At 59.1% G+C, this 26,507-nt stretch carries 27 protein-coding genes and 1 pseudogene; 15 read left to right on the top strand and 13 right to left on the bottom strand.

All coding sequences use genetic code 11. The annotated features are described in order from the left end of the window. Nucleotides 1–51 precede the first annotated feature (51 nt). The 7 genes from ACK6BI_RS08880 (at nucleotide 52) to ACK6BI_RS08850 (ending at nucleotide 7,136) form a co-directional block, all read left to right on the top strand. Nucleotides 52–990, top strand: coding sequence for a DMT family transporter (locus ACK6BI_RS08880; protein WP_409316773.1), 939 nt, complete (start codon nucleotides 52–54; stop codon nucleotides 988–990). Between the two features lie 106 nt (nucleotides 991–1,096). Next, the gene (locus tag ACK6BI_RS08875; RefSeq protein WP_409316772.1) at nucleotides 1,097–3,997 is read left to right on the top strand and encodes a monovalent cation/H+ antiporter subunit A; all 2,901 of its coding nucleotides are present in this window, start codon (nucleotides 1,097–1,099) and stop codon (nucleotides 3,995–3,997) included. Next, entirely contained in the window at nucleotides 3,997–4,341 is a 345-nt protein-coding gene (locus ACK6BI_RS08870) for a Na+/H+ antiporter subunit C (protein ID WP_057007546.1), read from the top strand. Before ACK6BI_RS08875 ends, ACK6BI_RS08870 begins: the two co-directional genes overlap by 1 nt. Beyond that, nucleotides 4,338–6,017 (top strand): monovalent cation/H+ antiporter subunit D, encoded by a 1,680-nt coding sequence (locus ACK6BI_RS08865; RefSeq protein ID WP_409316771.1) that lies wholly within the window; start codon nucleotides 4,338–4,340, stop codon nucleotides 6,015–6,017. The genes ACK6BI_RS08870 and ACK6BI_RS08865 overlap by 4 nt, the downstream gene beginning before the upstream one ends. Beyond that, complete coding sequence (locus ACK6BI_RS08860) at nucleotides 6,014–6,502, top strand: Na+/H+ antiporter subunit E (protein ID WP_409316770.1); 489 nt, start codon at nucleotides 6,014–6,016, stop codon at nucleotides 6,500–6,502. The genes ACK6BI_RS08865 and ACK6BI_RS08860 overlap by 4 nt, the downstream gene beginning before the upstream one ends. Then, nucleotides 6,499–6,777 (top strand): K+/H+ antiporter subunit F, encoded by a 279-nt coding sequence (locus tag ACK6BI_RS08855; RefSeq protein ID WP_409316769.1) that lies wholly within the window; start codon nucleotides 6,499–6,501, stop codon nucleotides 6,775–6,777. The genes ACK6BI_RS08860 and ACK6BI_RS08855 overlap by 4 nt, the downstream gene beginning before the upstream one ends. Continuing rightward, nucleotides 6,774–7,136: a Na+/H+ antiporter subunit G gene (locus ACK6BI_RS08850; RefSeq protein WP_409316768.1), complete on the top strand. Its 363-nt coding sequence runs from the start codon at nucleotides 6,774–6,776 to the stop codon at nucleotides 7,134–7,136. The genes ACK6BI_RS08855 and ACK6BI_RS08850 overlap by 4 nt, the downstream gene beginning before the upstream one ends. Here ACK6BI_RS08850 and ACK6BI_RS08845 read toward each other — a convergent pair. After that, nucleotides 7,133–7,573, bottom strand: coding sequence for a DUF3995 domain-containing protein (locus ACK6BI_RS08845; protein WP_065259755.1), 441 nt, complete (start codon nucleotides 7,571–7,573; stop codon nucleotides 7,133–7,135). The two genes, ACK6BI_RS08850 and ACK6BI_RS08845, sit on opposite strands and share 4 nt — an antisense overlap. A 94-nt stretch (nucleotides 7,574–7,667) precedes the next feature. On the opposite strand from ACK6BI_RS08845, the gene ACK6BI_RS08840 reads away from it, so the two are divergent. After that, the gene (locus tag ACK6BI_RS08840; RefSeq protein WP_409316767.1) at nucleotides 7,668–8,054 is read left to right on the top strand and encodes a DUF2946 domain-containing protein; all 387 of its coding nucleotides are present in this window, start codon (nucleotides 7,668–7,670) and stop codon (nucleotides 8,052–8,054) included. Nucleotides 8,055–8,148: 94 nt separating this feature from the next. Further along, the gene (locus ACK6BI_RS08835; protein WP_409316766.1) at nucleotides 8,149–10,281 is read left to right on the top strand and encodes a TonB-dependent receptor; all 2,133 of its coding nucleotides are present in this window, start codon (nucleotides 8,149–8,151) and stop codon (nucleotides 10,279–10,281) included. A 38-nt stretch (nucleotides 10,282–10,319) separates the two neighbouring features. On the opposite strand, the gene ACK6BI_RS08830 is transcribed toward ACK6BI_RS08835, so the two are convergent. The 3 genes from ACK6BI_RS08830 to ACK6BI_RS08820 form a co-directional block, all read right to left on the bottom strand. Further along, entirely contained in the window at nucleotides 10,320–11,333 is a 1,014-nt protein-coding gene (locus ACK6BI_RS08830) for an ABC transporter substrate-binding protein (protein ID WP_409316765.1), read from the bottom strand. A gap of 127 nt (nucleotides 11,334–11,460) precedes the next feature. Next, the gene (locus ACK6BI_RS08825; protein WP_409316764.1) at nucleotides 11,461–11,658 is read right to left on the bottom strand and encodes a hypothetical protein; all 198 of its coding nucleotides are present in this window, start codon (nucleotides 11,656–11,658) and stop codon (nucleotides 11,461–11,463) included. 5 nt (nucleotides 11,659–11,663) lie between these two features. After that, nucleotides 11,664–12,113, bottom strand: a complete 450-nt coding sequence (locus tag ACK6BI_RS08820) for a hypothetical protein (protein WP_409316763.1) — start codon at nucleotides 12,111–12,113, stop codon at nucleotides 11,664–11,666. Between the two features lie 424 nt (nucleotides 12,114–12,537). Here ACK6BI_RS08820 and ACK6BI_RS08815 point away from each other — a divergent pair, with 424 nt between their 5' ends. After that, entirely contained in the window at nucleotides 12,538–12,801 is a 264-nt protein-coding gene (locus tag ACK6BI_RS08815; RefSeq protein ID WP_409316762.1) for a hypothetical protein, read from the top strand. Between the two features lie 33 nt (nucleotides 12,802–12,834). Then, entirely contained in the window at nucleotides 12,835–13,071 is a 237-nt protein-coding gene (locus ACK6BI_RS08810) for a DUF2789 domain-containing protein (protein ID WP_260519884.1), read from the top strand. Between the two features lie 6 nt (nucleotides 13,072–13,077). Here the strand turns inward: ACK6BI_RS08810 and ACK6BI_RS08805 are convergent, their stop codons facing one another. The 3 genes from ACK6BI_RS08805 to ACK6BI_RS08795 all read right to left on the bottom strand — a co-directional run bounded on the left by ACK6BI_RS08805 (nucleotide 13,078) and on the right by ACK6BI_RS08795 (nucleotide 15,632). After that, nucleotides 13,078–13,281: a hypothetical protein gene (locus ACK6BI_RS08805; RefSeq protein ID WP_409316761.1), complete on the bottom strand. Its 204-nt coding sequence runs from the start codon at nucleotides 13,279–13,281 to the stop codon at nucleotides 13,078–13,080. 114 nt (nucleotides 13,282–13,395) lie between these two features. Next, on the bottom strand, nucleotides 13,396–14,619 hold the full coding sequence (locus ACK6BI_RS08800) for a methyl-accepting chemotaxis protein (RefSeq protein WP_409316882.1): 1,224 nt from the start codon (nucleotides 14,617–14,619) through the stop codon (nucleotides 13,396–13,398). 608 nt (nucleotides 14,620–15,227) lie between these two features. Beyond that, nucleotides 15,228–15,632, bottom strand: coding sequence for a TraR/DksA family transcriptional regulator (locus tag ACK6BI_RS08795; RefSeq protein ID WP_065260998.1), 405 nt, complete (start codon nucleotides 15,630–15,632; stop codon nucleotides 15,228–15,230). A 409-nt stretch (nucleotides 15,633–16,041) separates the two neighbouring features. Here ACK6BI_RS08795 and ACK6BI_RS08790 point away from each other — a divergent pair, with 409 nt between their 5' ends. Together ACK6BI_RS08790 and ACK6BI_RS08785 are read left to right on the top strand one after the other, a co-directional pair. Then, entirely contained in the window at nucleotides 16,042–16,647 is a 606-nt protein-coding gene (locus tag ACK6BI_RS08790) for a glutathione S-transferase (protein WP_409316760.1), read from the top strand. 2 nt (nucleotides 16,648–16,649) lie between these two features. Beyond that, nucleotides 16,650–17,756 carry a DNA alkylation repair protein gene (locus tag ACK6BI_RS08785; RefSeq protein ID WP_409316759.1) on the top strand — a complete coding sequence of 369 codons (1,107 nt, stop codon included), beginning with the start codon at nucleotides 16,650–16,652 and terminating at the stop codon, nucleotides 17,754–17,756. Between the two features lie 245 nt (nucleotides 17,757–18,001). Here ACK6BI_RS08785 and ACK6BI_RS08780 read toward each other — a convergent pair whose 3' ends face one another. The 4 genes and pseudogenes from ACK6BI_RS08780 to ACK6BI_RS08765 all read right to left on the bottom strand — a co-directional run bounded on the left by ACK6BI_RS08780 (nucleotide 18,002) and on the right by ACK6BI_RS08765 (nucleotide 21,125). Further along, on the bottom strand, nucleotides 18,002–18,385 hold the full coding sequence (locus tag ACK6BI_RS08780; protein WP_409316758.1) for a hypothetical protein: 384 nt from the start codon (nucleotides 18,383–18,385) through the stop codon (nucleotides 18,002–18,004). A 42-nt stretch (nucleotides 18,386–18,427) separates the two neighbouring features. Continuing rightward, nucleotides 18,428–19,084 carry a DUF2931 family protein gene (locus ACK6BI_RS08775; protein ID WP_409316757.1) on the bottom strand — a complete coding sequence of 219 codons (657 nt, stop codon included), beginning with the start codon at nucleotides 19,082–19,084 and terminating at the stop codon, nucleotides 18,428–18,430. Next, nucleotides 19,084–20,625 (bottom strand): annotated as a pseudogene (locus ACK6BI_RS08770) (T6SS phospholipase effector Tle1-like catalytic domain-containing protein). Before ACK6BI_RS08770 ends, ACK6BI_RS08775 begins: the two are co-directional and overlap by 1 nt. A gap of 137 nt (nucleotides 20,626–20,762) precedes the next feature. Further along, nucleotides 20,763–21,125 (bottom strand): DUF6124 family protein, encoded by a 363-nt coding sequence (locus ACK6BI_RS08765; protein WP_409316756.1) that lies wholly within the window; start codon nucleotides 21,123–21,125, stop codon nucleotides 20,763–20,765. Between the two features lie 512 nt (nucleotides 21,126–21,637). On the opposite strand from ACK6BI_RS08765, the gene ACK6BI_RS08760 reads away from it, so the two are divergent. Next, nucleotides 21,638–22,216, top strand: a complete 579-nt coding sequence (locus ACK6BI_RS08760; protein ID WP_409316755.1) for a DUF4337 domain-containing protein — start codon at nucleotides 21,638–21,640, stop codon at nucleotides 22,214–22,216. Nucleotides 22,217–22,334: 118 nt separating this feature from the next. Here the strand turns inward: ACK6BI_RS08760 and ACK6BI_RS08755 are convergent, their stop codons facing one another. Together ACK6BI_RS08755 and ACK6BI_RS08750 are read right to left on the bottom strand one after the other, a co-directional pair. Beyond that, entirely contained in the window at nucleotides 22,335–23,573 is a 1,239-nt protein-coding gene (locus ACK6BI_RS08755; RefSeq protein ID WP_409316754.1) for a DUF2599 domain-containing protein, read from the bottom strand. Nucleotides 23,574–23,627: 54 nt separating this feature from the next. Continuing rightward, complete coding sequence (locus ACK6BI_RS08750; protein WP_409316753.1) at nucleotides 23,628–25,316, bottom strand: DUF2599 domain-containing protein; 1,689 nt, start codon at nucleotides 25,314–25,316, stop codon at nucleotides 23,628–23,630. A 201-nt stretch (nucleotides 25,317–25,517) separates the two neighbouring features. Here ACK6BI_RS08750 and ACK6BI_RS08745 point away from each other — a divergent pair, with 201 nt between their 5' ends. Continuing rightward, on the top strand, nucleotides 25,518–26,486 hold the full coding sequence (locus ACK6BI_RS08745; protein ID WP_409316752.1) for a LysR family transcriptional regulator: 969 nt from the start codon (nucleotides 25,518–25,520) through the stop codon (nucleotides 26,484–26,486). Nucleotides 26,487–26,507 lie beyond the last annotated feature (21 nt).

Here is a 26,507-nt window from a genome sequence, read left to right as displayed (position 1 = left end):
TGCGCAACATTTGGCGCATTGTGCGTCCCCTCTTCAAAAGTGTGCAAGATCATGACGTCAGCCAGTTCCCCTCAAACGCCCCTGCGGTTTTCCCGGTTCAGCAAAGCCGAGTGCGTACTCGTGCTGATCACCATGCTTTGGGGCGGCACTTTTCTGCTGGTGCAACACGCCATGACCGTCAGTGGCCCGATGTTTTTTGTCGGCCTGCGCTTTGCCGCAGCGGCGAGCATCGTGGCGTTGTTTTCCTGGAAACACTTGCGCGAACTGACCTTGTTCGAATTCAAGGCGGGAGCCTTCATCGGCGTGGCCATCCTGCTCGGTTATGGCTTGCAGACCGTAGGCTTGCAGAGTATTCCGAGCAGTCAGTCGGCGTTCATCACGGCGCTGTACGTGCCGTTCGTACCGCTGCTGCAATGGCTGGTGCTGGGCCGGCGTCCCGGCTTGATGCCGAGCATCGGCATCATGTTGGCGTTTACCGGGTTGATGCTGCTGTCGGGGCCCTCTGGCGCATCGTTGAACTTCAGTCCTGGTGAAATCGCCACACTGATCAGCGCCATCGCCATAGCGGCGGAGATCATCCTGATCAGCACCTATGCGGGCCAGGTCGATGTACGCCGGGTGACGGTGGTGCAACTGGCGACGACCTCGGCGTTGGCATTTCTGATGGTGGTACCGACCGGCGAGGCGATCCCGGACTTTTCCTGGCTGCTGCTGAGTACTGCACTTGGTTTGGGCGCGATGAGTGCAGCCATTCAAGTGGCCATGAACTGGGCGCAGAAAAGCGTTTCTCCCACTCGGGCTACATTGATCTACGCTGGCGAGCCGGTATGGGCGGGAATCGCCGGGCGGATTGCCGGCGAGCGCCTGCCAGCCATTGCCTTGGTCGGTGCGGGGCTGATCGTGGCGGCAGTGATTGTCAGTGAGCTGAAGACCAAGGGCAAAGAAACACAACCGGTCACAGAAGCTTTCGAGCACGAGACAGAAGGCTGAACGAGGATTTTGCGGCTATTTTGTAGGATTCAGAGACATCCTCGCGTTTGGCGATCCGGGAGCTGGCACGTATGATGCTTCACAAACTTCCGCAGATTAGAAGCCTATGTCCCTGATAGTTCTACTGCTTCTGCCTTTTCTGGGCAGCTGTGTGGCCGCGGTGCTGCCGCACAACGCACGTAACGCCGAATCCGTGTTGGCAGGTCTGGTCGCCTTGATCGGCACCGTTGCTGTCGCCATGCTGTACCCGCAAATCGCCCACGGCGGCGTGATTCGTGAAGAGTTCAACTGGCTGCCCAGCCTCGGACTGAACTTCGTCCTGCGCATGGACGGTTTCGCCTGGCTGTTCTCGATGCTGGTGCTGGGCATCGGCACCCTCGTTTCGCTGTATGCCCGTTATTACATGTCGCCGGACGATCCGGTGCCGCGCTTCTTCGCGTTCTTTCTGGCGTTCATGGGCGCCATGCTCGGGCTGGTGATTTCCGGCAACCTGATCCAGATCGTGTTCTTCTGGGAGCTGACCAGCCTTTTCTCGTTTTTGTTGATCGGCTATTGGCACCACCGCCACGACGCCCGGCGTGGCGCCTACATGGCGCTGATGGTCACCGGTGCGGGAGGGTTGTGTCTGCTGGCGGGGGTCATGATCCTCGGCCATGTCGTCGGCAGCTATGACCTGGACAAGGTCCTGGCCGCCGGCGATCTGATTCGTGCACATGCCCTCTACCCCATCCTGCTTCCCCTCATTCTCATCGGCGCCCTCAGCAAAAGTGCGCAGTTTCCCTTCCACTTCTGGCTGCCCCACGCCATGGCGGCGCCGACGCCGGTTTCGGCTTACCTGCACTCGGCGACCATGGTCAAGGCCGGGGTGTTCCTGCTCGCCCGGTTATGGCCGTCACTGTCCGGCAGTGAAGAATGGTTCTACATCGTCAGCGGCGCTGGCGCCGCCACGCTGTTGCTTGGCGCCTACTGCGCAATGTTCCAGAACGATCTCAAGGGTCTGCTGGCCTATTCGACCATCAGCCACCTCGGCCTGATCACTCTGCTTCTGGGCCTGAACAGCCCGCTGGCAGCAGTCGCGGCGGTGTTCCACATTCTCAACCATGCGACGTTCAAGGCTTCGCTGTTCATGGCCGCCGGGATCATCGACCACGAAAGCGGCACCCGCGACATCCGCAAGCTCAACGGCCTGTTCAAACTGATTCCGTTCACCGCCACCCTGGCGATGGTGGCCAGCGCCTCCATGGCCGGCGTGCCGTTGCTCAATGGTTTCCTGTCGAAAGAAATGTTCTTCGCCGAAACCGTCTTCATCAACGCCACTGCGTGGGTTGAAGCAACCCTGCCGATCGTGGCGACCATCGCCGGCACGTTCAGCGTTGCATACTCGCTGCGCTTCACCGTCGACGTGTTCTTCGGCCCGACCGCCACCGATTTGCCGCACACCCCGCACGAACCGCCGCGCTGGATGCGCGCACCGGTTGAACTGCTGGTATTCACCTGCCTGCTGGTCGGAATTTTCCCGGCCCAGATCGTCGGCCCGTTGCTGGCCGCCGCCGCATTGCCGGTGGTGGGTGGTGCGCTGCCGCAATACAGTCTGGCGATCTGGCACGGGTTCAACGCACCGATGATCATGAGCCTGATCGCCATGTCCGGCGGCATCGTCGTCTACCTGTTGCTGCGCAATCAGTTCAAGCGCGGCCGCTTCAAGTTCCCGCCGCTGGTGGGACGCTTCAACGGCAAGCGTCTGTTCGAACGAAGTCTGGTAGCGATGATGCGTCTGGCCCGGCGGCTGGAGCCGCGGATCGGCACCCGGCGCCTGCAAACCCAGCTGTTCCTGATGGTCCTGGCGGCGGTGCTCGCCGGGCTGATTCCGATGCTGCACAGCAGCCTGAGCTGGGGCGACCGTCCGAAGATCCCCGGTTCCATCGTGTTTGTGACCCTGTGGCTGCTGGCAATCGCCTGCGCACTCGGCGCCGCATGGCAGGCCAAATATCACCGTCTCGCCGCCCTGACCATGGTCAGTGTTTGCGGTCTGATGACCTGCGTGACCTTCGTCTGGTTCTCGGCACCGGATCTGGCCCTGACGCAACTGGTGGTCGAGGTGGTGACCACAGTGCTGATCCTGCTCGGCCTGCGCTGGCTGCCACGACGCATCGAAGAGGTTTCGCCATTACCGAGCAGTCTGCGCAAGGCGCGGGTTCGGCGTCTGCGCGACCTGCTGCTGTCGATTGCCGTCGGCGGGGGCATGGCGCTGCTGTCCTATGCGATGCTGACCCGGCAGACCCCGAACGACATTTCCTCGTTCTATCTGAGTCGCGCCTTGCCTGAAGGCGGCGGCGGCAACGTGGTCAACGTAATGCTGGTGGACTTCCGTGGTTTCGACACCCTCGGCGAAATTACCGTGCTGGTGGCCGTGGCGCTGACCGTGTTCGCCCTGCTGCGCCGCTTCCGTCCGCCGAAAGAAAGCCTGCAACTGCCCGCCCAGCAACGCCTGCTGGCGCCGGACGTGGTGACTGATCTGGTCAACCCGCGTTCGGCCAGCGACACCGCACTCGGTTTCATGATGGTGCCGGCGGTGCTGGTGCGCCTGCTGCTGCCGGTAGCGCTGGTGGTGTCGTTCTATCTGTTCATGCGCGGGCACAACCAGCCGGGCGGCGGATTTGTCGCCGGCCTGGTGATGTCAGTGGCGTTCATCCTGCAATACATGGTCGCCGGCACCCAGTGGGTCGAGGCGCAAATGAGCCTGCGACCGCTGCGCTGGATGGGCACCGGGCTGCTGTTCGCCACGGTCACCGGCCTCGGCGCGATGCTGGCGGGTTATCCGTTCCTCACCACGCACACCTGGCATTTCAGCGTGCCGGTACTGGGTGACATTCATATCGCCAGCGCGCTTTTCTTCGATATTGGCGTATACGCAGTGGTGGTCGGTTCGACGCTGTTGATCCTCACCGCCCTCGCCCACCAATCGGTCCGGGGCCACAAAACCGCTGCCATCAAAGGAGCCGTCTGATGGAAGAAGTCATCGCAATCGCCATCGGAGTGCTCGCCGCCTCCGGCGTCTGGCTGATCCTGCGTCCGCGGACGTTTCAGGTGGTCATGGGCCTGTGCCTGCTGTCATACGGCGTCAACCTGTTCATCTTCAGCATGGGCAGCCTGTTCATCGGCAAGGAACCGATCATCAAGGACGGTGTGCCGCAGGATCTGCTCAATTACACCGACCCTCTGCCTCAGGCGCTGGTGTTGACGGCGATCGTCATCAGCTTCGCCATGACCGCGTTGTTTCTGGTGGTACTGCTCGCTTCGCGGGGCCTGACCGGCACCGACCATGTGGACGGCCGGGAGCCCAGGGAATGACGGCGATGACGCACCTGGTCGCTGCGCCGATCCTGCTGCCGCTGCTGACGGCTGCCATCATGTTGATGCTCGGCGAAAAACACCGTCCGCTGAAGGCAAAGATCAACCTGTTTTCCAGCCTGCTGGGGCTGGTGATTTCCCTGCTGTTGCTGCAATGGACCCAGACCACCGGCGTGCCCGGCTCCATTGGCGTCTACCTGCCGGGCAACTGGCAAGTGCCGTTCGGCATCGTCCTGGTGGTCGATCGCCTGTCGGCATTGATGCTGGTGCTGACCGGCATCATCGGCGTCAGCGCCCTGCTGTTCGCCATGGCCCGCTGGGATGGCGCAGGCTCAAGCTTCCATGCGCTGTTCCAGATTCAGTTGATGGGCCTGTACGGCGCGTTCCTGACGGCGGACCTGTTCAACCTGTTCGTGTTCTTCGAAGTGCTGCTCGCGGCGTCCTACGGCTTGCTGCTCCACGGCTCGGGCCGGGCGCGGGTGTCGTCGGGGCTGCATTACATTTCGATCAACCTGCTGGCCTCTTCGCTGTTCCTGATCGGCGCGGCATTGATTTACGGCGTCACCGGCACGTTGAACATGGCTGACCTGGCCATGAAGATTCCGCTGGTGCCGGACGCCGACCGAGGCCTGCTGCATGCCGGCGCGGCCATCCTGGCGGTGGCATTCCTGGCCAAGGCCGGAATGTGGCCACTGAACTTCTGGCTGGTGCCGGCCTACGCTTCCGCCAGTGCTCCGGTGGCGGCGATGTTCGCGATCATGACCAAGGTCGGGGTCTACACCTTGCTGCGCCTGTGGACGCTGCTGTTCTCCGGGCAGGCCGGCGCCTCGGCGTATTTCGGCGGCGACTGGCTGATCTATGGCGGCATGGCGACCATGCTCTGCGCCGGCGTGGCGATCATCGCCGCGCAACGCCTGGAACGCATGGCCAGCCTGAGCATTCTGGTGTCGGCGGGGATTCTGTTATCGGCAGTGGGCTTCGCCCAGCCGAACCTCATTGGCGCAGCGCTGTTCTATCTGGTCAGCTCGACCCTGGCCCTGAGCGCACTGTTTTTACTGGCGGAACTGATCGAACGTTCGCGAACCGCCATCGAAGTGCCACTGGAAGACGAAAACGAGTTGCTTCCGCGTCCGCAACAGTGGGAGCCACCGGTCAAGGGCATCAACCTGGACGATGAGCAGAAAGCCGTGGTCGGTCAGGTGATTCCCTGGACCATGGCGTTCCTCGGTCTGAGCTTCATCGCCTGTGCGCTGCTGATCGTCGGCATGCCGCCATTGTCGGGATTCATCGGCAAGCTGAGCCTGATCGGCGCCCTGCTCAACCCGCTGGGTCTGGGTGCCGGAGAGCCGGTTTCGATGGCGGCCTGGGGCTTGCTGGCACTGCTGATCCTCACCGGCCTCGGCTCGTTGATGGCCTTCTCGCGACTGGGCATCCAGCGCTTCTGGTCACCGGAAGAACGCCCGTCACCGGTCCTGCGCAAACTCGAGTGCACGCCGGTTTTCCTGCTGCTCGGCCTGAGCATCGCCCTGACCTTCAAGGCTGAACCGCTGCTGCGTTACACCCAGGCCGCAGCAGACGCATTGAACAATCCGCAGCAATACGTGTTGGCGGTGCTCGGCACCCGCGCCGTTCCAGGCCCTGAAGCCAAGGCTGCGCTGCTGGAGGTGCAACCATGAGGCGCCTGTTCCCTGCTCCGTGGCTGTCGCTTGCATTGTGGTTGCTGTGGCTGGTGTTGAACCTGTCAATCAGCCCCGGCAACCTGCTATTGGGGGCGGCATTGGGTTTCTGCGCGCCACTGATGATGCGCAAACTGCGCCCGCAACGTATTCACATCCGCCGTCCAGGGGTGATTCTGCGCCTGATCCTGATGGTCGGGCGTGACGTGTTGGTTTCCAATCTGGCGGTGGCCTGGGGTGTGCTCAATGCCGGTCGTCGCCAGCCTCGCTCGCGTTTCGTCAAGGTGCCGCTGGATCTGCGCGATGCCCATGGCCTGGCGGCGTTGTCGATGATCTGCACGGTCGTGCCCGGCACAGTCTGGTCGGAACTGGCGCTGGATCGCAGCATTCTGTTGATGCACGTCTGGGATCTGGATGACGAGGCGCAATTCATCCAGCACTTCAAGACCACGTACGAGCGACCGTTGATGGAGATTTTCGAATGAGCCCGCTGCTGTCGAACGCCATTGTGCTGACGCTTTTCCTGTTTTCCCTGGCGATGGTGCTCACGCTGATTCGCCTGTTCAAAGGGCCATCGGCACAGGATCGGGTATTGGCGCTGGACTACCTGTACATCGTCGCCATGTTGATGATGCTGACCCTGGGAATTCGCTACTCCAGCGATACCTATTTCGAAGCGGCGCTGCTGATCGCGCTGTTCGGTTTCGTCGGCTCGTTTGCCCTGGCGAAATTCCTGTTGCGTGGCGAGGTGATCGAATGAACGCTGAATTGTCTCTGTGGGTGGAAATCCCGGTGGCGATCCTGCTGGTGCTCAGCGGCCTGTTTGCCCTGAGCGGTGCAGTCGGCCTGGTGCGAATGAAGGACTACTTCCAGCGCATGCATCCGCCGGCATTGGCCTCGACTCTCGGCGCGTGGTGCGTGGCCCTGGCGTCGATCATCTGTTTTTCCGCGCTCAAGTCCGGACCTGTGCTGCACGCCTGGCTGATCCCGGTCCTGCTGTCGATCACGGTACCGGTGACCACCCTACTGCTGGCCCGGGCGGCGCTGTTCCGCAAACGCATGGCCGGGGACGATGTGCCGGCCGAAGTCAGCAGCCGACGCACCGAGAGCGGCAACTAGATCCAGGCGACGGCCAACAGCCCGGCTCCCAATATCAGACACAAAGGTGAGTAGACCCAGGTGTCGAGCCGGGCAAATCGCGACCCCTTCACTTCCTTGAAAAAACCCACCAGTTCCGAATCGCCGATCGCCCTCGCAAACATCAGCAGCGCAATTGCGCTGATGACCCACTGCAACGCCCAGTGATGCACTGGCGAAAACCACCAGCCCACTCTCATGCACACCAGTGCGGCAATCAGCAGCAGCGCCACCGCCACCACCAGCGTGATCCAGCCTGATGGTTTGAATGCCGGCCTGAGGGTCTGCCCACCGTTTTCCACGGGAACCTGCGGTATCACCGCCACGGTCGCCCACTGCCCACCCATCGCCCAATACACATGCATCAGGCTGATCGCCGCAAATATCGTCACCAGCCATTGAGCCAACACAAAGGTCATGGTCGAGAATCCTTTTCAGGGATTTGAACAAAACATCCTAGTCGGCATTTTTCCATGTGCACGACCGGTCGGCGGTGCGGTAAAGTGCCGCCCCATGAAATTCACCCGTTCCGATCGCTCACTGCTGGCCTGGATGCTCTATTGCTGCGTCCTGTTCAACGTGTTCGCCTGCAGCATCGGTCACGGGCAAATGGTCGGCATGCAGCTCAATGGTATCGGCGGCCAGTTCTGTGCCATCGATCCGGGCACCCAGGCGCCTCTGACTTCCAGTCCTTCCGAAGAGAAACTGCCGACCCTGGCCAAGGCGTTCGGCTGTCCACTGTGTTCCACCGGCGGCATGGGCCCGGCGTTCAACTCCAGCCTGACACTGGCGATCCTGCCGGAACATCACAGTCCGCCGCTGCCGGCCATCGTCAGCACCGACCTCCCTGCCCGCTTCACCTGGCCTTCGGCCAATCCTCGCGCTCCGCCGCTCGCCTGAGTGCCTTTGCCTTTTTTGATTTGTCAGCTCACTGCGCCAACGCGCGGCGTTCGTCTGTGCGCTGACTCCTAGACAAGCATTCAGGATTCAAACGATGAAACAACTTACCTTGCTGGCGAGCCTGTGCGGCTGCCTGTCCGTCAACGCCTGGGCGCAATCCGCCGTGGATCTGGCACCAATCACCATTGATGGCGAGTCCACCGCCGAACCGGGTCTGAGCCTCGACCAGTCCAGCGGCATGGCTTCGCGTCTCGGCCTGAGCGTACGCGCCACCCCGGCCTCGGTGGCCATCGCCAACCGCAATGACATCGAGCGCCACGGCGCGCAGAACTTCCAGGACGCTGCGAACACCCTGCCCGGTGTCAACGCCAGTGCGCCGCCGGGTTTCGGCGGTTTCGTGTCCTATCGGGGTTTCACCAGCAGCCAGATCACCCAGATGTTCAATGGCGTCAACGTCTCCGGCGGGCTGGCACGCCCCGTGGACTCGTGGATTTATGACCGGGTGGAACTGGTCGGTGGCCCGTCGTCGCTGATCAACGGTGCAGGCTCGGTCGGCGGTTCGCTGAACTACGTGACCAAACTGGCCACCCGCGACGAGCAGGCCGCCGAAGGCCGGGTCAGCTACGGCACATATGACACCGCTGAAACCGCATTCGGCCTCAATCACGCCCTGAGCCAGCCCGGCGCCGACGTGCAGCATTACGCGCGTTTCGACATCAGCCACAACACCAGCAACGGCTACATCGACCGCCAGGAACGCGATGCCTGGAGCATGGCGTTCTCGTTGCTCAGCGACCTGACGCCAAGCCTGTCGCACACCCTGGCCTTCGAATATCAGGACGAACACGAAGACAGCCCCTACTGGGGCACCCCGGTGCTCAATCCCAAGGCTGGCGAATTGAAGATCGACCGCCACAACCGCTTCAACAACTACAACGTCGAGGACGGTCGCTATGAGCAGCGGACAATCTGGATGCGCTCGATCATCGATTACCGGATCAACGACAGCACAACCCTGCGCAACACGCTTTATCACTTGGACAGCCAGCGCGACTACCGCAACCTCGAAACCTACCAGTACAACGCCGACAACAGTGCCGTGAACCGCTCCACCGCCTATCAGGTTCGGCATCAGGGTGAGCAGGATGGCAATCAGTTCGAACTGCGCCACGACAACACGTTGTTCGGCCTGGATACCACCTGGTCCGGCGGATTCGAGTACAAGGTCAACCAGACCACCAACTCCCCGCTCAATGTCAAAGGTGCGAGCACCGTGGATCCGAACAGCTACCGCCCTGGACACTTCTATGACATACCGGGCACGAAACCGGGTTTTGTCAGCGACAAGACCAATGAGGTCACCACCAGGGCGTTGTTCGCTGAAAACCGTCTGGCACTGACCGACAAACTCTCGCTGCTCACCGGCCTGCGCTATGACGATATCGACCTCGATGTCACCAACCATCGCACGGTGACCTCAAGCAACCCGCGTCATCTCAAGCGCAGCTGGGAACCGGTCACCGGGCGTGTCGGCCTGACGTATCAGTTCATTCCGTCCGCCAACGTTTATGTGCAATACAGCACCGCCGCCGAGCAACCCAATGGCACTCAGGATTTCGATGTTTCAACAGGCAAGCAATGGGAAATCGGCAGCAAGTTCGACTACCTGAACGGACGCGGCTCGGCGACGGTGGCCGCCTACACCATCGAGCGCAAGGACTTTGCCGTAACCGATCCGCTGGATCCGACCAACAGCATTCCAGTCGGTCAGCAGACATCGAAGGGCATCGAGATTGCCAGTTCCCTGCGGATCACCGACAAGCTGCTGGCCGAAGGCAATTTCGCCTGGGTCGACGCCCGGTACGATGACTTCAACGAAAAGAACGCCGCCGGTGTGGTGGTTTCACGCAAGGGCAACACGCCGACCAACGTCCCCGACCGGGTCGGCAATCTGTGGCTGACCTATGACTTCTCACCACAATGGCAAGGCGGGGTCGATGCGCGGTATGTGGCGTCGGTGTATGCGGACAATGCCAACACCCTGACCGTGCCGTCATATACGTTGTTTGGCAGTTTCCTCAGCTACAGGGTCGACTCGCATACCACCGTCACCGGTCGCGTGCGCAACCTGACGAACGAGGTGTATGCCGAGTTCGCCCATGTGTCGCCGGCGTACTACCTGGGCACGCCACGCACCTTTGAACTGGCCGTGCAAACCCGATTCTGAAACACAGCGGCGAGGGAGCAAACTCCCTCGCCGCACTGCTATAAACCTGCCTGAACCTTGTCCGCGACATCCTTGGGCAGCCACGCCTGCCACACATCCGGATGAGCCTTCATGAACGCCTGCGCCGCGTCCCTTGGCGGTGTGTGCTTCTCGCTCATTTCGGCCAGCGCCTTGTTCAGGTCGTCAATTGGAAAATCGACCTTGCTGAAAAACGCAACGATTTCCGGATACTGCTTCTGAAAGGGTGCGGACACACCGATCGACAGCTTCGACGCCAAGGAACGGGTCGGTTTCGGATCGGGGTTGTCAGCGTCGGTCAGGGTCTTCCAGGCTTCGGCATCGAACGCCGGCTCTTCGAGCTGCACCAGTTTGAATTTGCCGAGCAGCGGTGTCGGCGACCAGTAGTAGAACAGCACCGGTTTGCCCCGGCGGATCGACGAACTGATTTCGGCATCCAGCGCCGCACCGGAGCCACTGCGGAAATTGGTGAAGTCATCCTGCAATCCATAGGCCGTGAGCTTCTGCTTGTTCACCACTTCCGATGTCCAGCCGATCGGGCTGTTGAGGAACCGTCCCTTTTTCGGGTTTTCCGGATCCTTGAACACGTCCTTGTATTTCTTCAGATCACTGACACTGCGCAGGTCCGGCGCCAGCGGCTTGATGCCTTTGGCGGCATCACCCTTGATCACGTATTCCGGCACCCACCATCCCTCGGTGGCGCCTTTTACCGTATCACCGAGGCTGGCGACCTTGCCTTCAGCCTCGGCCTTGACCCACACCGGGCTGCGTCCGGCCCACTCCTCACCGATGACCTGGATGTCATTGTTGGCGAGCGCGGTTTCCAGAGTGATGGTCGTGCCGGGCAATGTGTCGGTGGGAAGCCCGTAGCCTTTTTCCACGATGATCCGCAGGACGTCGGTGATCAGGCTGCCGCTTTCCCAGTTCAGGTCGGCGAAATGGATCGGCGCCTGTGCGGCATTGACCGCGGGCACCACTGTCAACAAACCGAATGTGGCCAGACCTGCAGCCAGCAACCGTCGAAATCCGTTCATGCTTTGCACCTCGTGCCGTTCACAGCAATAGCAGGAAGGCCTGACAGAAGACCGCCAGCCTCTGAATACTCAGTCAACTGACTGTAGACGAGGTTCCTGCTTTTTCAGGGGCAAGCCTCGGACAAGGCTACTTTTCAGATATTTCCTGCAAGCGTTGAAGCTCGCGTCTGACCATGCTGGCGTATTCGGCAGGCTGCAAAGTGTAGATCTGCGAGGCGACCCAACCAAGCCAGGCGCCTTTCAATCCGGCTTTCGCATCGAACAGGCGCCGGGCTTCGGCGCGAGCGCTGTCGAGGTTCTGCAAATGGAAATCGGCGCGGCTCACACCTGTCACTCGCTGGCCTTGAAGGTCACCAGTTCGCCCTTGCGCCACTTGGCGACCTTGGCGGTCACGGCCTTGAGGGTCTTGGTCAGGCCTTCCTGCAATTGCTCATTGGCGGCGAACACGGTGACCGCGCAGTGGCCTTCCTTGAACACGATGGCATGGCCGTCGGCCGTGCTGACGAAGGCATAATCGCCCAGACCGTACACGGTCATTTTGATTTCGCGAAAACGGATGTCCATCTTGCCGCCTTCACGGCTGGGCAATACCGAAGCGCTGAAATGATCACCGACCTTGAGCTTGAGGCCGGGTTTGTCATCGACCACCAAGGCACTCTCGGTGTCGATTTCGGCAACATAAATGCCTTCGGCGTTTTGCTCGGTGATGTAAACAAAACGCGACTGAAACTGCTTGACCAGCTTTGCCCGCAAATCACCCAGCACGAACAAAGCATGCATATCGAGGTTACTGACTGCCAAAGAAACATCCCCACACTTGAAAGAGTGCCGCCTGCGAATAACGCCCACGACAATAAAAACGGACCGGCCGATGGTGTTGCGCGATGAACCCGAAAAATGGAATGAACGAAGTGCTCATCCGGCGCGAGACTGGCAAGACTACTGCAATGCCACCCGCGAAACCTGCAAAGACGTTCTCCAAATGTTGAAGGAAAACGCCGCGAGGCGGGCCAGAGAATGGTGACTACAAACTTTAGGGAAAAAGCTCACCAAGAAAAGCACTTTTCCGACATATCGCACGCAAAAAATTGCTTTAGATAACGCCATGCCGTCAACAGGTGTTGGCGATTCTAGAGCAGCGACGCTGCTCGCGACTACCCGCAACCGTCTGTAAATGCGGGTCAACTCATGAAAAGGACTTCATATGTGCACTTTGACGCATTTTGCCGTGGCTTGCGAACAACCCTTTGTCCTGAATGCTCAAGGTTCTGGCCCTGACACAGCCTCGGTGTCACTCGGCCGGGGCCCCATGTTTCAAGTGATTCCGGCAGGCAACGCCTTTTTTCACATCAGAGAAAAGTCAACGGGACTAGTCAGAGGTTTCCGTGAAGATCACAACGCGGCCTGCGCTCTCGCCCGCTCACTGGAATCGCGAATCGAACTCCTGACCGGTGGGTACCTCAGATAATGAGAGTGATCGTCCACTATCAAGGAGTACACCATGGAAATGCCTGCCTACAACCTGACAACACTGTTCGATCAGTTAGGGCTGCCCTCAGAGGAAACCGCGATTGACGACTTCATCGAAGCCCACCCGCTTGATGCCGATACCAAACTGATCGACGCCGACTTCTGGAATCCGCAACAGGCGCAGTTACTCAAGGAGTGGCTGCGTGCCGATGGTGAAGAAGCGGTGATGGTCGATGAGTTGAACGTGCGCCTGCATCGGGGCAAGTAATCACGATCAGTGCAGGCTGTCACAGGATTCGACGCCCAGTTGCGCGAGCCATGCAGCCCTGCACTCCTCGGCCTCATCGCGACTGGCAAACGCCGTGCCACGCCGCTCGCCGTTGAGCAGCACGACCCAGCAGACACTCTGCCCCATCGCGCGAAGCCCTGCTGGAACGCCGCTGCCGATCATCACCGCGACATCGACTCTGCATTGCATGCTGTCCTCCGATTTTTCATTAGCTACCTAACTATGCAGGCATGTTAATGATTTGAATCAAATGGAAACAGCAATGTCCGTGCACAGCTTAATTGCAGTTCCGGCAACAATGCGTCAATGCGGACTCTCTGGTTGGTAGCCCAGTCGCAACCCACCCCAGTGCCGCCCCTTGACCATGATCGGAACAGATAAATCGTGCATCAGCTCGCCCGTATCACGGGTGTAAGTCTGCAACAGCACCGGTTGTTGATGGCTGCCACAGCGAATGCCGGTGCGATCGGCAAACTTGCGTTTGGTGCGGTTGTGCACGGTATCGGTTTGTACATCGCCGGTCAGTGGCTGACTGAACGCCAGATTGTGGGTCGGCACATACCCCTGTTGCGTGCAGGCGATGGCAAAGACCAGACCTTCGTGTCGCGGCAGCAAGGGTTCCTGAATCGCTGGAAGCACCTGATCGGTGTAACGGTCGAAGCGAGTCTGGAACTTGGCGGGCTGGGTGTTCGGGATCGGCAGATACTGACGGTCGAACAAGTCTTCAAGGCTGATCCGCCCTTGCTCGACATCGGTCTCGAAACGCGCGGCAATCTGGGCAGCCCCTTCTCGCGCCAGATCGTAGATGCGCTGGTGATAGTCATCCAGGCCGACTTCGGCCAGACGCTCACTGATGACTTCAGCCTGTCCTTCCATCTGCACCGCAGCCTCGGCCAGGCGTCGTGTCTGTTGATCGCTGATCGCCAGATCGCTTCGCATCTGCTCGATGGCCGTGAACAGGCTGTCGAGCTGTTCGCGATTGGTCTCGGCACCTCGGGCGATTTCGCCGACCTGGGTTTCAACCCCGGCCGTCAGCCGCGCAATGTTCTCCAGGTGTTGGCCGGTGCTCTCGACCTGCTCGACACCAGTATGCAGATCGTCGGAGAGCTGGCGAATCTGCTCCACCACCTGCGCCGTACGTTGCTGAATGTCGGCGACCATCTCGCCGACTTCACCGGTGGCGGTTGCCGTACGAGCTGCCAGGCCGCGCACTTCATCCGCCACCACTGCAAAACCGCGGCCGTGCTCGCCGGCACGGGCCGCTTCAATAGCGGCGTTCAACGCCAAAAGATTGGTCTGACTGGCAATGGACTGAATCACCAGCGTCACACGCTGAATGTCATCACTTCGCTCGCTCAAGGCTTCGATCAGCTCACGACTGGCACTGGCGCGCTGACTGAGCAGATGCATGCGCGAAATGGAATCGACCAGCTCGGTCCGACCCGCCGCGCTGCTGTGATGGGCCTCGCTGGCGGCGCCCAGCGCTTCGTGGCTGAGTTGAGAAGTCGCCTGTTCAGTGGCAATCATCACTTCGGCGTTATTGACGATCTGTGCGGCAGCATCGAGTTGCGACTGCAACCGGCCAGCCAGTTCCTTGACAGAAAACGCCACGCCAGCAGCCGAAAGCGCGTTATGACTGGTGGTGAAGGAAAGGTCGCGGGTCAACTCGGACATCGCGTTGCTGCCATCGACCGGTCGAGATTCGGGGACTGCCCGGGAACGCAGGCGCGGTAGCCAGACAATCAGCACCGCCAACGGCATGCCCACATACAAGGACCATTCGCCCAGAGCCATTGCGGCCAGCAACAGCATCAGGGCGATGCTTTGCAGGGTTGGCGTCAGCCAGCGATTCTTCGGCAAAACAACTGGTGCTGGCAGAGCCGCAACCAGAGATCCATCTCTCGTCATTTTGTTACCCCACGCTTGTTTTCATTGTTGTGGCTGCATTAAACGCCACTACAAGGCCATTATCCATGGTCCGTTAGTCGTGGGGCTGTGGCAGGTCAATGGAACGCTGCGAGGGTGTGCGACAGACGAGAAAAAGCAAAGATCGCAGCCTTCTGCAGCTTTAAAAAAGCTGCAGAAGGCTGCGATCTTTTCGCGACGACCCGCTTTGAAAGCGGTCGCCTCAGGAATCAGGCCTGACGCTGGTGCTTGTCGATCTGCTCGTGACGCTCTTGAGCTTCGATGCAGTACTTGGTGGTCGGGCTGATGAGCAGACGTTTCAGGCCAATCGGCTCGCCGCTGTCGTCGCACCAGCCAAAACTGTCTTCCTTGATACGCTCAAGGGCTTGTTCCAGCTGAGGCAGCATGCGCTGGTCGCGATCGATCGCGTTCACCAGCCAGGTGCGCTCTTCTTCCACCGAGGCGGCGTCCGCCGGGTCGGCCGGGGTATCCAAGCTCTCGATGGCAATACGGTTCTGCTCAATGCGCTCATGGGTTTCGACTTTCATGTTCTGCAACAGCTCGGTGAAGAAAGCGTGTTGCTCGGCATTCATGTAGTCATCTGCCGGCATGGCCAGCAACTTATCCTTTGTCATTGATATCTCTATAAAAAACGTGCATTAAGGCGAATTTGGGAGCGTTCCGGCGAACCGCCTGCGGTCATCGGAAAGGCATCGTTTATTGCAAACGCCACCCGGCACTCAATTTACGAAGGGGCGGCAGTCTAAGGCCCGTTTGAGGCATCAGCAACTCTAAATACCGGGAATTTGTCCGACAACGCCCGGAAAGCCCTCTGACACACGCTTCACGGCGCTCATCGGAGTGCGTTTATAGCAAGAAATTCAGTCGAGCGGCTGTATATAGAAGACAAACGGTGGATGAGCGGCGCTTTGTCGCATTTCTTTACAATCATCGACTGCAGAGCCCGCCCGCTTTCAGGACTGACAATCCCTTCAACCTCAGCTACGTTATGCCCTCCCCCGGTTTGACTTGAAGGAACGCGTCATGAAACTGATCGGCATGCTGGACTCCCCTTACGTGCGCCGCGTGGCAATTTCCGCCAGGTGCCTGGGAATCGAACTGGAACACGATCCGGTGTCGGTGTTCCGCCACTTCGAGCGCTTCCAGCAGATCAACCCGGTGGTCAAGGCGCCAACCCTGGTTCTCGACGATGGCGAAGTGCTGATCGACTCGACGTTGATCCTCGATTACCTCGAAGCCCTGTCCGGCAAAACCCTGCTACCCATCGCTCTGCCACAACGGGCAAAAGCCCTGCGCCTGATCGGCCTCGGCCTCGCTGCCTGCGAAAAAGCCGTGCAGCTTTATTACGAACGCAACCTGCGCCCGGCCGACATTCAATACCAGCCGTGGGTCGAACGCGTCGAAGGCCAGTTGGCCGCCGCTTTCACGGCCCTTGAACACGAACTGCAAAAACACCCGTTGCCCACCGATGGCACTCTCCAGCAGGACGGCATCACCCTCGCCGTCGCCTGGAGCTTCACCGGCCTCGTCGTCCCCGACCAGATCGACACCGAACGCTTCCCGTGCATCGCCCAATACACCCAGTACGCCGAAGGCCTCCAAGCGTTCATCAGCACCCCGATGACCTGACCATGAGCACCACCGAAACCGCCGCCCCGGCCCTGAAAGAAATCTTCAACGCCGAACGCCTGCAACACATTGCCAGCGAAATGAGCGCCGTATACCCGGCGTTCAAGGCCAAGGCCTTTCTCAAGTACGCCAACGACGGCCTCGCCGACCTCTCGGTCATGCAACGCATGGCCCGCGTCAGCGAAAGCCTGCACGCCGTGCTGCCACTGGACTACGCCGATTCCCTCGAGGTCCTGCGCGAACTCGCGCCACGTCTGAACAGCGGCTTCGTCAGCATGTGCCTGCCACACTACGTGGCGAGCTATGGCGCGCACGCATTCGACACTTCGATGGAAGCGCTGAAATACTTCACCACCTTCGGCTCCTCCGAATTCGCCATCCGCCACTTCCTGCGCAGCGACCTGGAACGCTCGCTGGAGCGGATGCATGACTGGGCACGAGACGAAAACCACCACGTCCGCCGCCTCGCCAGCGAAGGCAGCCGCCCTCGCCTGCCATGGTCGTTTCGCCTGGAGCCGGTGCAGGCAAACCCGCACCTGGCCGCCGGGATTCTGGACCGGTTGAAAGCGGACGAGAGTCTGTACGTGCGCAAGTCCGTGGCGAACCATTTGAATGACGTGACCAAGGAACACCCGGAATGGGTGCTGGATACGGTTGAAGGGTGGGCGCTGGAGAACAGGCACACGGCGTGGATTGCGAAACATGCGTTGCGGAGTCTGATCAAGCAGGGGAATTTGCGGGCGCTCACGATCATCGGTGCCGGGGCCAAGGCTGAGGTCGAGTTGCTGGATGTGAAGGTGGAGCCAGCGGTGGTGCGGCTTGGAGAGACGATTACGTTGTCGTTCACCATCCGATCGTTGTTACCGGAGGAACAGCGGTTGGTGATTGATTATGCGATTGACTATGTGAAGGCCAATGGCGGAACTTCGGCCAAGGTATTCAAGTTGAAGACCTTGGTATTGCCGGGGGTAGGTAGCGCGCTTGTGGCGCGGCGGCAGGTGATCAAGGATTTCACCACGAGGAAGCATTATGCGGGGAAGCATGCCGTGCATGTGATGGTTAATGGGGAGCGGTTGGGGAGTACTGCGGTTGATATCCTCACTTCCTGAGCGCCAGAAGTCATCAGGCCAAAAGTCGACTGACAAGACTGGCACAGTTACGCTGACGTTTTTCACCTGAACGGAAAGCCTATGACAGAGCTGTACCAGGGAAGGTGTTTGTGCGGAGCCGTCGGTTATGAGTTATTCGATTCACCAAAAGCAGTGAGATTGTGCACATAATGGGACTGTGCACATAATGGGACAGATTTATTTTCGAGAAGCAGATCTGCTTTCTTCCTACTACGAGGCCGGCTTCAGGAGGAATAAAATGTCAAACCATCAAGATCAATCTCGGCGTATCCTCCAGCATCCTCCTTGTAAAGCAAGACCCTGCACACTCCCAGTTCGGATCGTAAGAACTCGACAAGCTTTCCAAGGTTTTCGTTTTTAGACATTGAAGTCGGACGCACTACCGTTGCCTGTCCGGGCTCGTCATCGTAAACCCTAACCAGAAACACATCATCTCCGCTCTGCATGTCGTAGTTATAACCACGGTATTCATATCCGAGGTCATGGTCGACATCATCAAAGCGAGTAGATTTCACTATTTTCAAAACAGCATCCCGCATTCGGACTCCATAGAGGAGTCGCATCATAAAGCGATTTTTCAAAGAACGGGGACAGTTTTCTTTAAGCATCCATACTCTTTACTCGCCTCTTCCCCTCCCAACTTCGAAGAATTACCAACTGCCATATGGAATACCAAACTTCTCAATATAGCGCTTAGCCTTTTCATTAACTGGATAGGCGTAACGCCCTTGATTCTTGCCTTGACTTGGCCCCAACGGCTCAACCTCAGCTTGGGCCCTAGCCACTTTGACCGGGTGATGACACGAGTCTCTGACCCAGACCTGCACGACGCCACCAGGCGCCAACCCCAGATAGATCGACGCCATATATCTCGCTTTTTGATCAGGCGTCTGCGGGCAACGCTGATTGGTAGATGACACCATCACTTGCCTGGCCTCCTCAGGAATGTCCACCCAAGCCTGCCATGTCTTCTGCTCTACGATGGATTGCCAGCGGACGTAAATACGAATGGGAAGGTCGGCACCCACCACTTTCCTTCCACTGCCGCCAACGCCCTTCCAACCCTTGGCAGACTCTGTGCCGTCTTCAGGCTCACCGCCAGCGGCTGTGCCGCCGCCAGTCCTGGAGAAGACTTTGCCGGTGATATCTTGGACAGAGCTATCTTCCACCCAGACCTTCATGTAGTCCGGCTCAATAAAAGCCATCTCCCACCATTCGGACTTAGGATCATTTTTAGCGGAAAGTGGATTAGCAGACTGGCAGCCAGTCATGAAAAATGCACAGATGAGAGTGACTAGTAACTTCATTACCAGAGCGTCCAGTCAGGTACGTGAGGATGTTGCACACGAATCGCGTCTGCCGTAGGCGCATTGATATACACGGCACGGAGACCACTGCCGTCTTTGCGACCAAGGGGATGGTTCCAGTTTGCGGACATGTGAATGTACTTCAGCTTCAGCTGTTTTTCCTCTTGTGGTGTAGTGCTGTAGTCACCTGCCACAAACCGGTTGCACAGTGATTGAAGCTCGGAAGGAACGGCTAACTCTGGCGTGTCCGGAATGTCGTTGAAACGAACACCCTTTTCTTTAGCCAACTGGTGCATTACACGCAGATATACCCTGGATAGCTTACCGCTCACGGGGCGCTTGAGCTGAACGGCCACGTAAACGCGTTTCTTGCGAGTACTGAGTCTATCTTGCAGATCTACCGGAAGGAGTCGCGCAGCGGGGGTGACGATTTCTAACATTTCCGCCGGCCAACCTTTGTCCAACCATTGTTTTTTCACAGCCAGCGCATCTTGGTAAATCGAGGTGGTGGACACATCAGTAAATTGCGAAACCTCAAGGGATTGCATAGGGCTGATGAGCACACACTCTTCAACCTCATCGCGGTAACCCCCACCAATATCCGAGTGAACGCCTGGCAGCGTGATCTCCAAATGGTCGGCTTTGACGCGACTCAGCGCAAAATTCGCTCGGCACTCATCTCGGGCAGATAATTGAACGACATCTGTAAAAAAACGACGGTCAAGGTACAACTTGATGCCCGTTGCGATTGGACTTTTGACGTCACCCAGATTCGACCATCCAGCAATCGAAGGCACCGTGTCAAAAAGGCCGATGAAGCCAATATTTATGCTGCTTTTGAATTGATCAACGAAGGTCCGGCTGAGGTGCTTTTCAATGTTTCTTAAAACATCCCCTAAAGGTCCCTGTTTTCCACGGGCGACTTCGTTGGCGAAATGCCGAGCGGCAGCAGCTCCGCGACTAAAACCGAACACATCAAATTTCAGCGAAGTAATTTCCCCATTGGGATGTAGATCCAACACGTCTTTTACACGCAGTTCAATCTCCGCAAATGAGCTTTGAACTCATCCTGCAACACCGGTATGACCTCGCCCAGTACCAGCACCGAATGTACTGTCCTGTTTACCAGATCGCGTTCCAATCCCCTCGACATACACCATCCGAAACGCTTGTTTGTACAAGCTATCCCCTTCGGCTTCCTGAGGTGCGAAATACAGCTCACTCAGTTTCTGCACATTACTTGTGTCGTTGGCGTAGCTGCTATCAGGATCACTCATGAAAGGCTTGCAACTGGTATCGATATCTTCGGGCGCAATTGGATGATGGGCACCACAAAGCAAGCCTGCTGCAGTGTTATTCGCATTGTTCCCCGTACCATCGAAGAACACTCCGATCCGCAGGGCTATACCGATTTTTTCAGGCTCACGCGCAGGCTCTTTCCCGTGTTTCTCATACTCAGCCCAACGCTGGGCATGGATATCGACAGGTTTGGTGCCGGTGTTGCGGAAATTTTTAGGCGGGTTGGGAACGTAGCCACTCAATCCTTGATTCCTTGTTCTGATCCTTTTCGAACGGGCCGGAGGGTGACAGTCGAAGCGAGCTGACGCAAGGCATAGCTCTGTGCCATCGTTCTGCTTCCTGCCGGAACAAGGTCCCCCTTCGCCCCGGCAGGATTGGCTCACGCCTTCAGTTCCACATTATCCAGCGCCTGATTCACGGCCAGCCCCGCAACCATGATCACTTGTGCGATGCCCAGCGCGGTTTTGCGGTGGGCGGGCTCGAGGATGGCGGCGAAGTTGCTGAGCATTTCGCTGGCGGAATCGAGGGATTCGCTGGCGTTGGCCAACAGGGATTCGCTGTTGTAGGCCGGGTTGGCCAGGAACATGGGGTCGTGTGTGGTGTGGCTGCCCATGATCCGTTGTTGCGGGGTCAGGTAATGGTCGAGGGCGCGTTCGGCGGCTTCGTTCAGGGTTCGGGAATCGGGGAATTTGTAGGGCGAGACCGGATCGGTTTCTGGCGGATTCGGTGTTGGTTTGATCATGGTGAAACTCCTGATTTTGATTAGGAGCTACCAGCATCACTTGCAGATGATGGGTGGCAGCCAAGTGCGGGTCTGCAAGACCGGGAAACCAGGCACCCGGCAGACCCGAGGGTCTCCCGCACAAAGCCGCCATTGAGCGGACACAAACGAGCGTCCTTTTGGCAGGGCTGTGCGACTGGTTTTTCCGGCGGGCTTGCAGACCCGATCACTGAAAAGCAGTGACGGGAATCAAGTTACGGGGGGAGCCCTAGACGCACAAGCCGGCGGATTCTGTCTCAGCTGTAGGGGGTGACGCAAGCCATTGTGGGTAGCAGCCCACAAGAGAAGCCATCATTTAAACAGGCCATTTTTCTGCGTTTAACTTCGCACAAAAGAGACTGTTTCGCAGTCCCGCGGAAACAAACCATGCGGCCGTCCACTTTCGGCCAAATGCCGTCGACCTTGTATGTCTAAAAAGCCGGCCAACCTGCATAATCCGCCCCTGTTCCTTCACCCACCCAAGTCCGACCGTCATGCCTGAAGCGTTCGAAGTCCCCAGTCCTCACGAGCAACACGTTGAACACACCACCCATCATGCCCACGCAAAAGGCGATCGCTTTGCCAGCAAGATCGCGGTCATGACGGCGATCATGGCGACGGTCGGCGCCCTGATGAGTTATCAGGCCGGCTCGACGGAAAGTGAGGCGGCCATGGACAAAAACAACGCGGCCATCCAGAAGACCGAAGCGGCCAACGAATGGAACTATTATCAGGCCAAGTCCAGCCGGCAGAACCTGTCTGAACTGGCCAGCCATCTGCCGGGGCTGGATTCCGCTCACTATGTTGCCGAGGCTCGTCGCTACGCAGAGCAGAAAGAGCAAGCCCGCCAAAAGGCGGAGGCACTCGAGCAGCAGGCGCGAGCATGGGACGAGAAATCAGAGCAGGCGCTGCATCAGCATCACCGCTGGGCCCAGGCCATGACCGCGATTCAAATCGCCATTTCACTGGCGGCCATCACCCTGCTGACGCGCAAGGAATGGCTCAGACGCGTCTCGTTTGGGGCGGCGGGTCTGGGGGTCATGCTGGGTTCGCTGGCCTGGTTGCATATTTAAGTGGGTGGTCCGGCGTTTATCGGTTGAAGAGCGTTGCACTACAAATAACCCTGTCTTGAAAATCCGGTCTGCCGCTACCTGAGGCATCGGCAGACCAGATCCCACCCTTTCAGTAACCTCAGAACGGATTACACCGTTGAGCCACCGCCGTCGCCTGATCCACATACGGCCGCGCAGGCTCAAGGTTCCACTCAGGCTTGTTCCTCACAGGCTTGCCATCGAACGACGCGGCCAAGTGACAAACCATCTGCCGGCGCATCGATCCGCCATTGACGCTGTACATCCGCCATTGCTCGTCGTCTTTGTGCTTGTTGTACAGCTCGGCAAACATCCGGTCGGTCTGGTCATCCTTGATCGCGCGCCCGCAAGCGGTCGGCACGACCTGCAGCGACCAGGTCTTCGGCCCGAGTTTCGGGTCATCGCGCTGGGCCCAGGAGCTGGACTCGATGTACTTGTCGCAGAACTGCCGGGCCGGTGGTGCTGCGGTCTGGATGCAGGAGAACGTGGCTTTGCCGTCGGGTGTTTTCGGGAAGTCGATCTTGACCACGTTGCGGTCCTTGCCGGTCTTGGCTTTGTAGTCGCGCTGGTTGGCCAGGGCGTCGTTCAGGCCCCGTGAGTCGCTATAGAAAAAGGCCAGGATCGGCAGCTCATCCGTCTTCGGGTTGCCCAGACGCAGTTCGGTCTGAGTCTGGAATTCACGGGTGTTGATGACGCGCCGGGCGCCCATGAAGTTCTGGAAGGCGTTGACCCGTTCCTGGCTGCTCATCGGGTTGCGCATGTTGAAGCCACATTGCAACTGGTCTTGCTGGCGGTTGTTGTTGAACTTGGTGAAGTGCGCGACCCAGGCGTCGACGTTGGTGATCGGCGGGGCCATGGACTGGCAGACAGCTTCGGTCTGACTGGTGTTCTTGTTGTTGCCGCAGCCGCGGTCGTCGCGGAAGTCGGTCCAGGCGTCGTTGGGAAACGCGCAATAGACGTGCACCGGGGTTTCCGGGTCGCGCACCATGTCCACCGGCGTGATGATGTAACCGTTCTGGGTGCTCATGCCGGGGTCTTCGTAGCTGATGCCATCGGCCCGCATGTAGGACGCCGCGAAGGTGCCCAGCTCGACTGCTTTGGGACTGGGGTTCCAGACATCCCACTTCTGCCCTTTCGCCGGGTCGGCGCGGTGAGTGCCGCGAATCAACAATCCAGAACAGTCCGACGCCGGGTCTTTGCCGCAACTGGCGGTGGTGTTGTTGTACAAGGTTTCAACGCGTTTGAGCGTGTCTGCGCAGGACTCGGCATTGGCCGAAGTCACCTGCACAAACAACGGCAATGCCAGTAGCGGGACGATTCTGTTCCAACAGTCTTTCATGATGTGTTTCTCCCTGATTGTTTTTCTCGACGTCCCTGTTCGTAACCTGCAGGTTTAACGCGCCACCGGATTGCACCCCGCCGCCCGGGTCTCGGCGTCCGGGAGCGCAGGTCGGAACGGCTCAAGATTCCATGGTGTCTTGGCACGGTAATTCACCAGCACGCAGTTCAATTGCTGGCGCATGCTGCCGGCGGATTTCTCGTTGCTGCGCCAGTTGTCATCGGCACCTCTGAGGGCGAATAGCTGCTGGTACAAGGCATCGATCTGCTCATTGGGCAAGGCGCGCCCGGCGGCGGTCGGCACGATGCTCAAGGTCCACTCGTCCTGACGGGTGCCCGGGTCGTAACGCTTGATCCAGTCGGCAGAGGCGATGTACTGCGGCGTCTTGGGCGGCAGCGGGTTGCAGCCAGACTTGGCTGCTTCTTGTGGGCTGACGACGGGACGGAACGGCTCCAGGTTCCACTCGGTCTTGCCCGGGTAGTTCTGCACCAGACAACTGAGTTGCTGACGCATGCTGCCGGGGGATTTTTCGTTGTCGCGCCACTGGCTGTCGGCACCGCGCAGGGCGAACAGTTCCTTGTACAACGCTTCCTGTTCGCTGACCTGAATCGCCTTGCCCTGAGCGGTGGGCGTGACGTTGAGCGTCCACTCGTTCCTGCCGGTGCCGGGGTCGTGACGCTCGACCCAATTGGCCGAAGCAATATAGCGAGACGTAAGCGGTGCAGGCTGACCATTACCGACAACCGACAGATCGATCGCCTGATCCGCCGCGACATAGCTGAAACGCTGCTCCGGCGGCTTGGTGAAGTCCAGCCGCAGGATCGGCACGCTGTAACCTTGAGCCTGGAGTTTCTTCTGGAAGTTGCGCGCACTGTTGAGGCCGTTTTCCGGTTTGGGTGGCGCTTGATCGCCACGGGTGGCGAAGTTCTGCGTGCTGTTGACGTTGTAGATGAAGGCATCGATGTACTTCATGTTTTCGCTGCCATCGTTGGTGGCCGAGGCATTCTTCAACATGAATTCGTTGACCTGTGCGCTGAAGGCGAAGGGGTCTTTGTTGGTGGTGCTCACCCGGGACTCATGGACGCGAATCATCGCATTCCAGTCGCTGGGGTTTTCCGCATTCCAGGAGCACTGGCTGTACTGGATCGCCCCTTTCATCAGTCCGGTGTATTTCCTCGTCCACTGTTCGGCATTGCTCACGCCCGCTTCGGCGCAGGTGCCGTAAGCCAGCGCGGCGTTCCTGTTGTTCATCGGAGGCTGGGCAGCGCGGGGTGGTTCGCGGCTGTCGAAAAAGCCGCAGCCATACCACTTGCGTTCGGGCCCGGTGCCACCATCGAAGGCGTAGATGCACGTGAAGCCTTGTTCCTTTACCGGCAGTTTCAGCGCCGCTGCATCGGTGGGTGTGCGCAGAATCAACCCGGCCGGGTGAATGAGGATGCGAGTGCTCAGATCCTTGCGAATCCACGAGTAGGACGTCGCACCGATCTTGATCGCGTAGGGGCTGTAATCCCACGGGTTGAACGGGCCGTCGTTGACCATGCGCAAGGTCACACCGCTGCAGTAGTAATGCCCGCGAGCGGCGCCGGTGTCGGGCTCCTGGCATGAGTTCTTCAGGGTGTTGTAGTTGCGATTGATGCGGTTCAGGGTTTCCAGCGGATCAAGCGGTGGCTGGGCCGCCACGGCGCTGCATGCCAAGAACAGAAACAGGCTCGGGATAAAAGGCGAACGAACGGCTGCACGCATAACCGACACTCCTTGTCGTGCGAGATGACACTTCCATGAAATGCAGCGTAGTAAGCCCGACCCGGACGGTCAAACCGAAGGCGCGATCAGCGCCATGGCGGCCAGCGGAATAACTGTCTCCAACCGTCATCGGAACAATATGGCTGCTTCATCCCCACCTCTTCTCGTATCATCAGCGCCCTCGAATCTGGAACGATCTGTGTGAAATCGCCAACTGAAAAGGCTCCGGCTCCCCCTGACGGTAAAAAGTGGGACGCAGGCGAAGCTGCCGGTCAGCTCTCGTGGGACGACTTGCGCATCATCAAGACGCTCAGTGATTGCGGCAATCGTTCGGCCACGGCCAAGAAGCTTGGCATCAATGTATCGACCGTTTCGCGCCGGATTACTCAAGTCGAGCGCACACTTGGCGTCGCGCTCTTCGATCATCGCAAGTCGGGGTATCTGCTCACCGCCGAGGGTGCCGAGTTGCGGGCACTCGCCGAGCGGGTAGAGCTGGATATCGTCAGCGTCACACGGCGCGTTTCACGTTCAGGCCAGGGCCCCCTCGGCAAGCTCCGAATTACTACCAGCGACTCGTTGCTGCTGTACTTCTTCACCCCCATCATCGCCGACTTCAAGGCCTTGAATGAGGGTATCACCATCGAAGTGCTGGTCGGCAACGAGACCCTCAGCCTCGCCCGGGATGAATCGGATATCGCCATTCGGGCGACGAGAAAACCTGCCGAAAGCCTGGTAGGCCGCAAACTGGCGAACATTGCTTGGGCACCCTATTGCTGCGACAGGCAGTTGACGACAGGGCCACTTTTCGAAGAGGGCCAGGCATGGGTGTCGTACTCCTCAGCGCTCAGCGGTTTGAGGGCGACCCGTTATGTCGAAAGCCGGGTCGCTGCCGAGCGCATCGCGTACCGCACCGATTCCGTTGCGGCAGCCAGCGTGGCCATTGCGGCGGGCCTGGGATATGGATTCCTTCCCTGCATGCTGGGTGACATCACTCCAGGGCTGGTACGCGCCGGGCCGGTGGTGCCCGAGCTTCAGGATGAGTTGTGGCTGCTGACTCACCAGGACATTCGAAAATCGTGGCGGGTCAAGGCATTCATGACCTTCTGCGCCGCTGCCGTGGCCAGTCAGAAAGCCCTGGTCGAGGGGCAGTCGATACTCCCGGTGACCTGAATCGAAACCGGGAGTGCAGCT

Source organism: Pseudomonas sp. KCJK9016 (assembly GCF_046231795.1).
Taxonomy (GTDB): Bacteria; Pseudomonadota; Gammaproteobacteria; order Pseudomonadales; family Pseudomonadaceae; genus Aquipseudomonas; species Aquipseudomonas bananamidigenes.
This window is presented reverse-complemented; position numbering and strand designations above follow the sequence as displayed.

Excerpts from the sequence above, each read along its gene's own strand:
- ACK6BI_RS08865 (WP_409316771.1), top strand. The coding sequence starts at position 4,338 with ATGACGGCGATGACGCACCTGGTCGCTGCGCCGATCCTGCTGCCGCTG.
- ACK6BI_RS08815 (WP_409316762.1), top strand. The coding sequence starts at position 12,538 with ATGTGCACTTTGACGCATTTTGCCGTGGCTTGCGAACAACCCTTTGTC.
- ACK6BI_RS08765 (WP_409316756.1), bottom strand. The coding sequence starts at position 21,125 with ATGATCAAACCAACACCGAATCCGCCAGAAACCGATCCGGTCTCGCCC.
- ACK6BI_RS08835 (WP_409316766.1), top strand. The coding sequence starts at position 8,149 with ATGAAACAACTTACCTTGCTGGCGAGCCTGTGCGGCTGCCTGTCCGTC.
- ACK6BI_RS08750 (WP_409316753.1), bottom strand. The coding sequence starts at position 25,316 with ATGCGTGCAGCCGTTCGTTCGCCTTTTATCCCGAGCCTGTTTCTGTTC.
- ACK6BI_RS08840 (WP_409316767.1), top strand. The coding sequence starts at position 7,668 with ATGAAATTCACCCGTTCCGATCGCTCACTGCTGGCCTGGATGCTCTAT.
- ACK6BI_RS08860 (WP_409316770.1), top strand. The coding sequence starts at position 6,014 with ATGAGGCGCCTGTTCCCTGCTCCGTGGCTGTCGCTTGCATTGTGGTTG.
- ACK6BI_RS08810 (WP_260519884.1), top strand. The coding sequence starts at position 12,835 with ATGGAAATGCCTGCCTACAACCTGACAACACTGTTCGATCAGTTAGGG.
- ACK6BI_RS08790 (WP_409316760.1), top strand. The coding sequence starts at position 16,042 with ATGAAACTGATCGGCATGCTGGACTCCCCTTACGTGCGCCGCGTGGCA.
- ACK6BI_RS08820 (WP_409316763.1), bottom strand. The coding sequence starts at position 12,113 with ATGCATGCTTTGTTCGTGCTGGGTGATTTGCGGGCAAAGCTGGTCAAG.
- ACK6BI_RS08780 (WP_409316758.1), bottom strand. The coding sequence starts at position 18,385 with ATGCTTAAAGAAAACTGTCCCCGTTCTTTGAAAAATCGCTTTATGATG.
- ACK6BI_RS08805 (WP_409316761.1), bottom strand. The coding sequence starts at position 13,281 with ATGCAATGCAGAGTCGATGTCGCGGTGATGATCGGCAGCGGCGTTCCA.
- ACK6BI_RS08760 (WP_409316755.1), top strand. The coding sequence starts at position 21,638 with ATGCCTGAAGCGTTCGAAGTCCCCAGTCCTCACGAGCAACACGTTGAA.
- ACK6BI_RS08875 (WP_409316772.1), top strand. The coding sequence starts at position 1,097 with ATGTCCCTGATAGTTCTACTGCTTCTGCCTTTTCTGGGCAGCTGTGTG.
- ACK6BI_RS08795 (WP_065260998.1), bottom strand. The coding sequence starts at position 15,632 with ATGACAAAGGATAAGTTGCTGGCCATGCCGGCAGATGACTACATGAAT.
- ACK6BI_RS08775 (WP_409316757.1), bottom strand. The coding sequence starts at position 19,084 with ATGAAGTTACTAGTCACTCTCATCTGTGCATTTTTCATGACTGGCTGC.
- ACK6BI_RS08850 (WP_409316768.1), top strand. The coding sequence starts at position 6,774 with ATGAACGCTGAATTGTCTCTGTGGGTGGAAATCCCGGTGGCGATCCTG.
- ACK6BI_RS08870 (WP_057007546.1), top strand. The coding sequence starts at position 3,997 with ATGGAAGAAGTCATCGCAATCGCCATCGGAGTGCTCGCCGCCTCCGGC.
- ACK6BI_RS08855 (WP_409316769.1), top strand. The coding sequence starts at position 6,499 with ATGAGCCCGCTGCTGTCGAACGCCATTGTGCTGACGCTTTTCCTGTTT.
- ACK6BI_RS08785 (WP_409316759.1), top strand. The coding sequence starts at position 16,650 with ATGAGCACCACCGAAACCGCCGCCCCGGCCCTGAAAGAAATCTTCAAC.
- ACK6BI_RS08755 (WP_409316754.1), bottom strand. The coding sequence starts at position 23,573 with ATGAAAGACTGTTGGAACAGAATCGTCCCGCTACTGGCATTGCCGTTG.
- ACK6BI_RS08800 (WP_409316882.1), bottom strand. The coding sequence starts at position 14,619 with ATGATTGCCACTGAACAGGCGACTTCTCAACTCAGCCACGAAGCGCTG.
- ACK6BI_RS08845 (WP_065259755.1), bottom strand. The coding sequence starts at position 7,573 with ATGACCTTTGTGTTGGCTCAATGGCTGGTGACGATATTTGCGGCGATC.
- ACK6BI_RS08830 (WP_409316765.1), bottom strand. The coding sequence starts at position 11,333 with ATGAACGGATTTCGACGGTTGCTGGCTGCAGGTCTGGCCACATTCGGT.
- ACK6BI_RS08880 (WP_409316773.1), top strand. The coding sequence starts at position 52 with ATGACGTCAGCCAGTTCCCCTCAAACGCCCCTGCGGTTTTCCCGGTTC.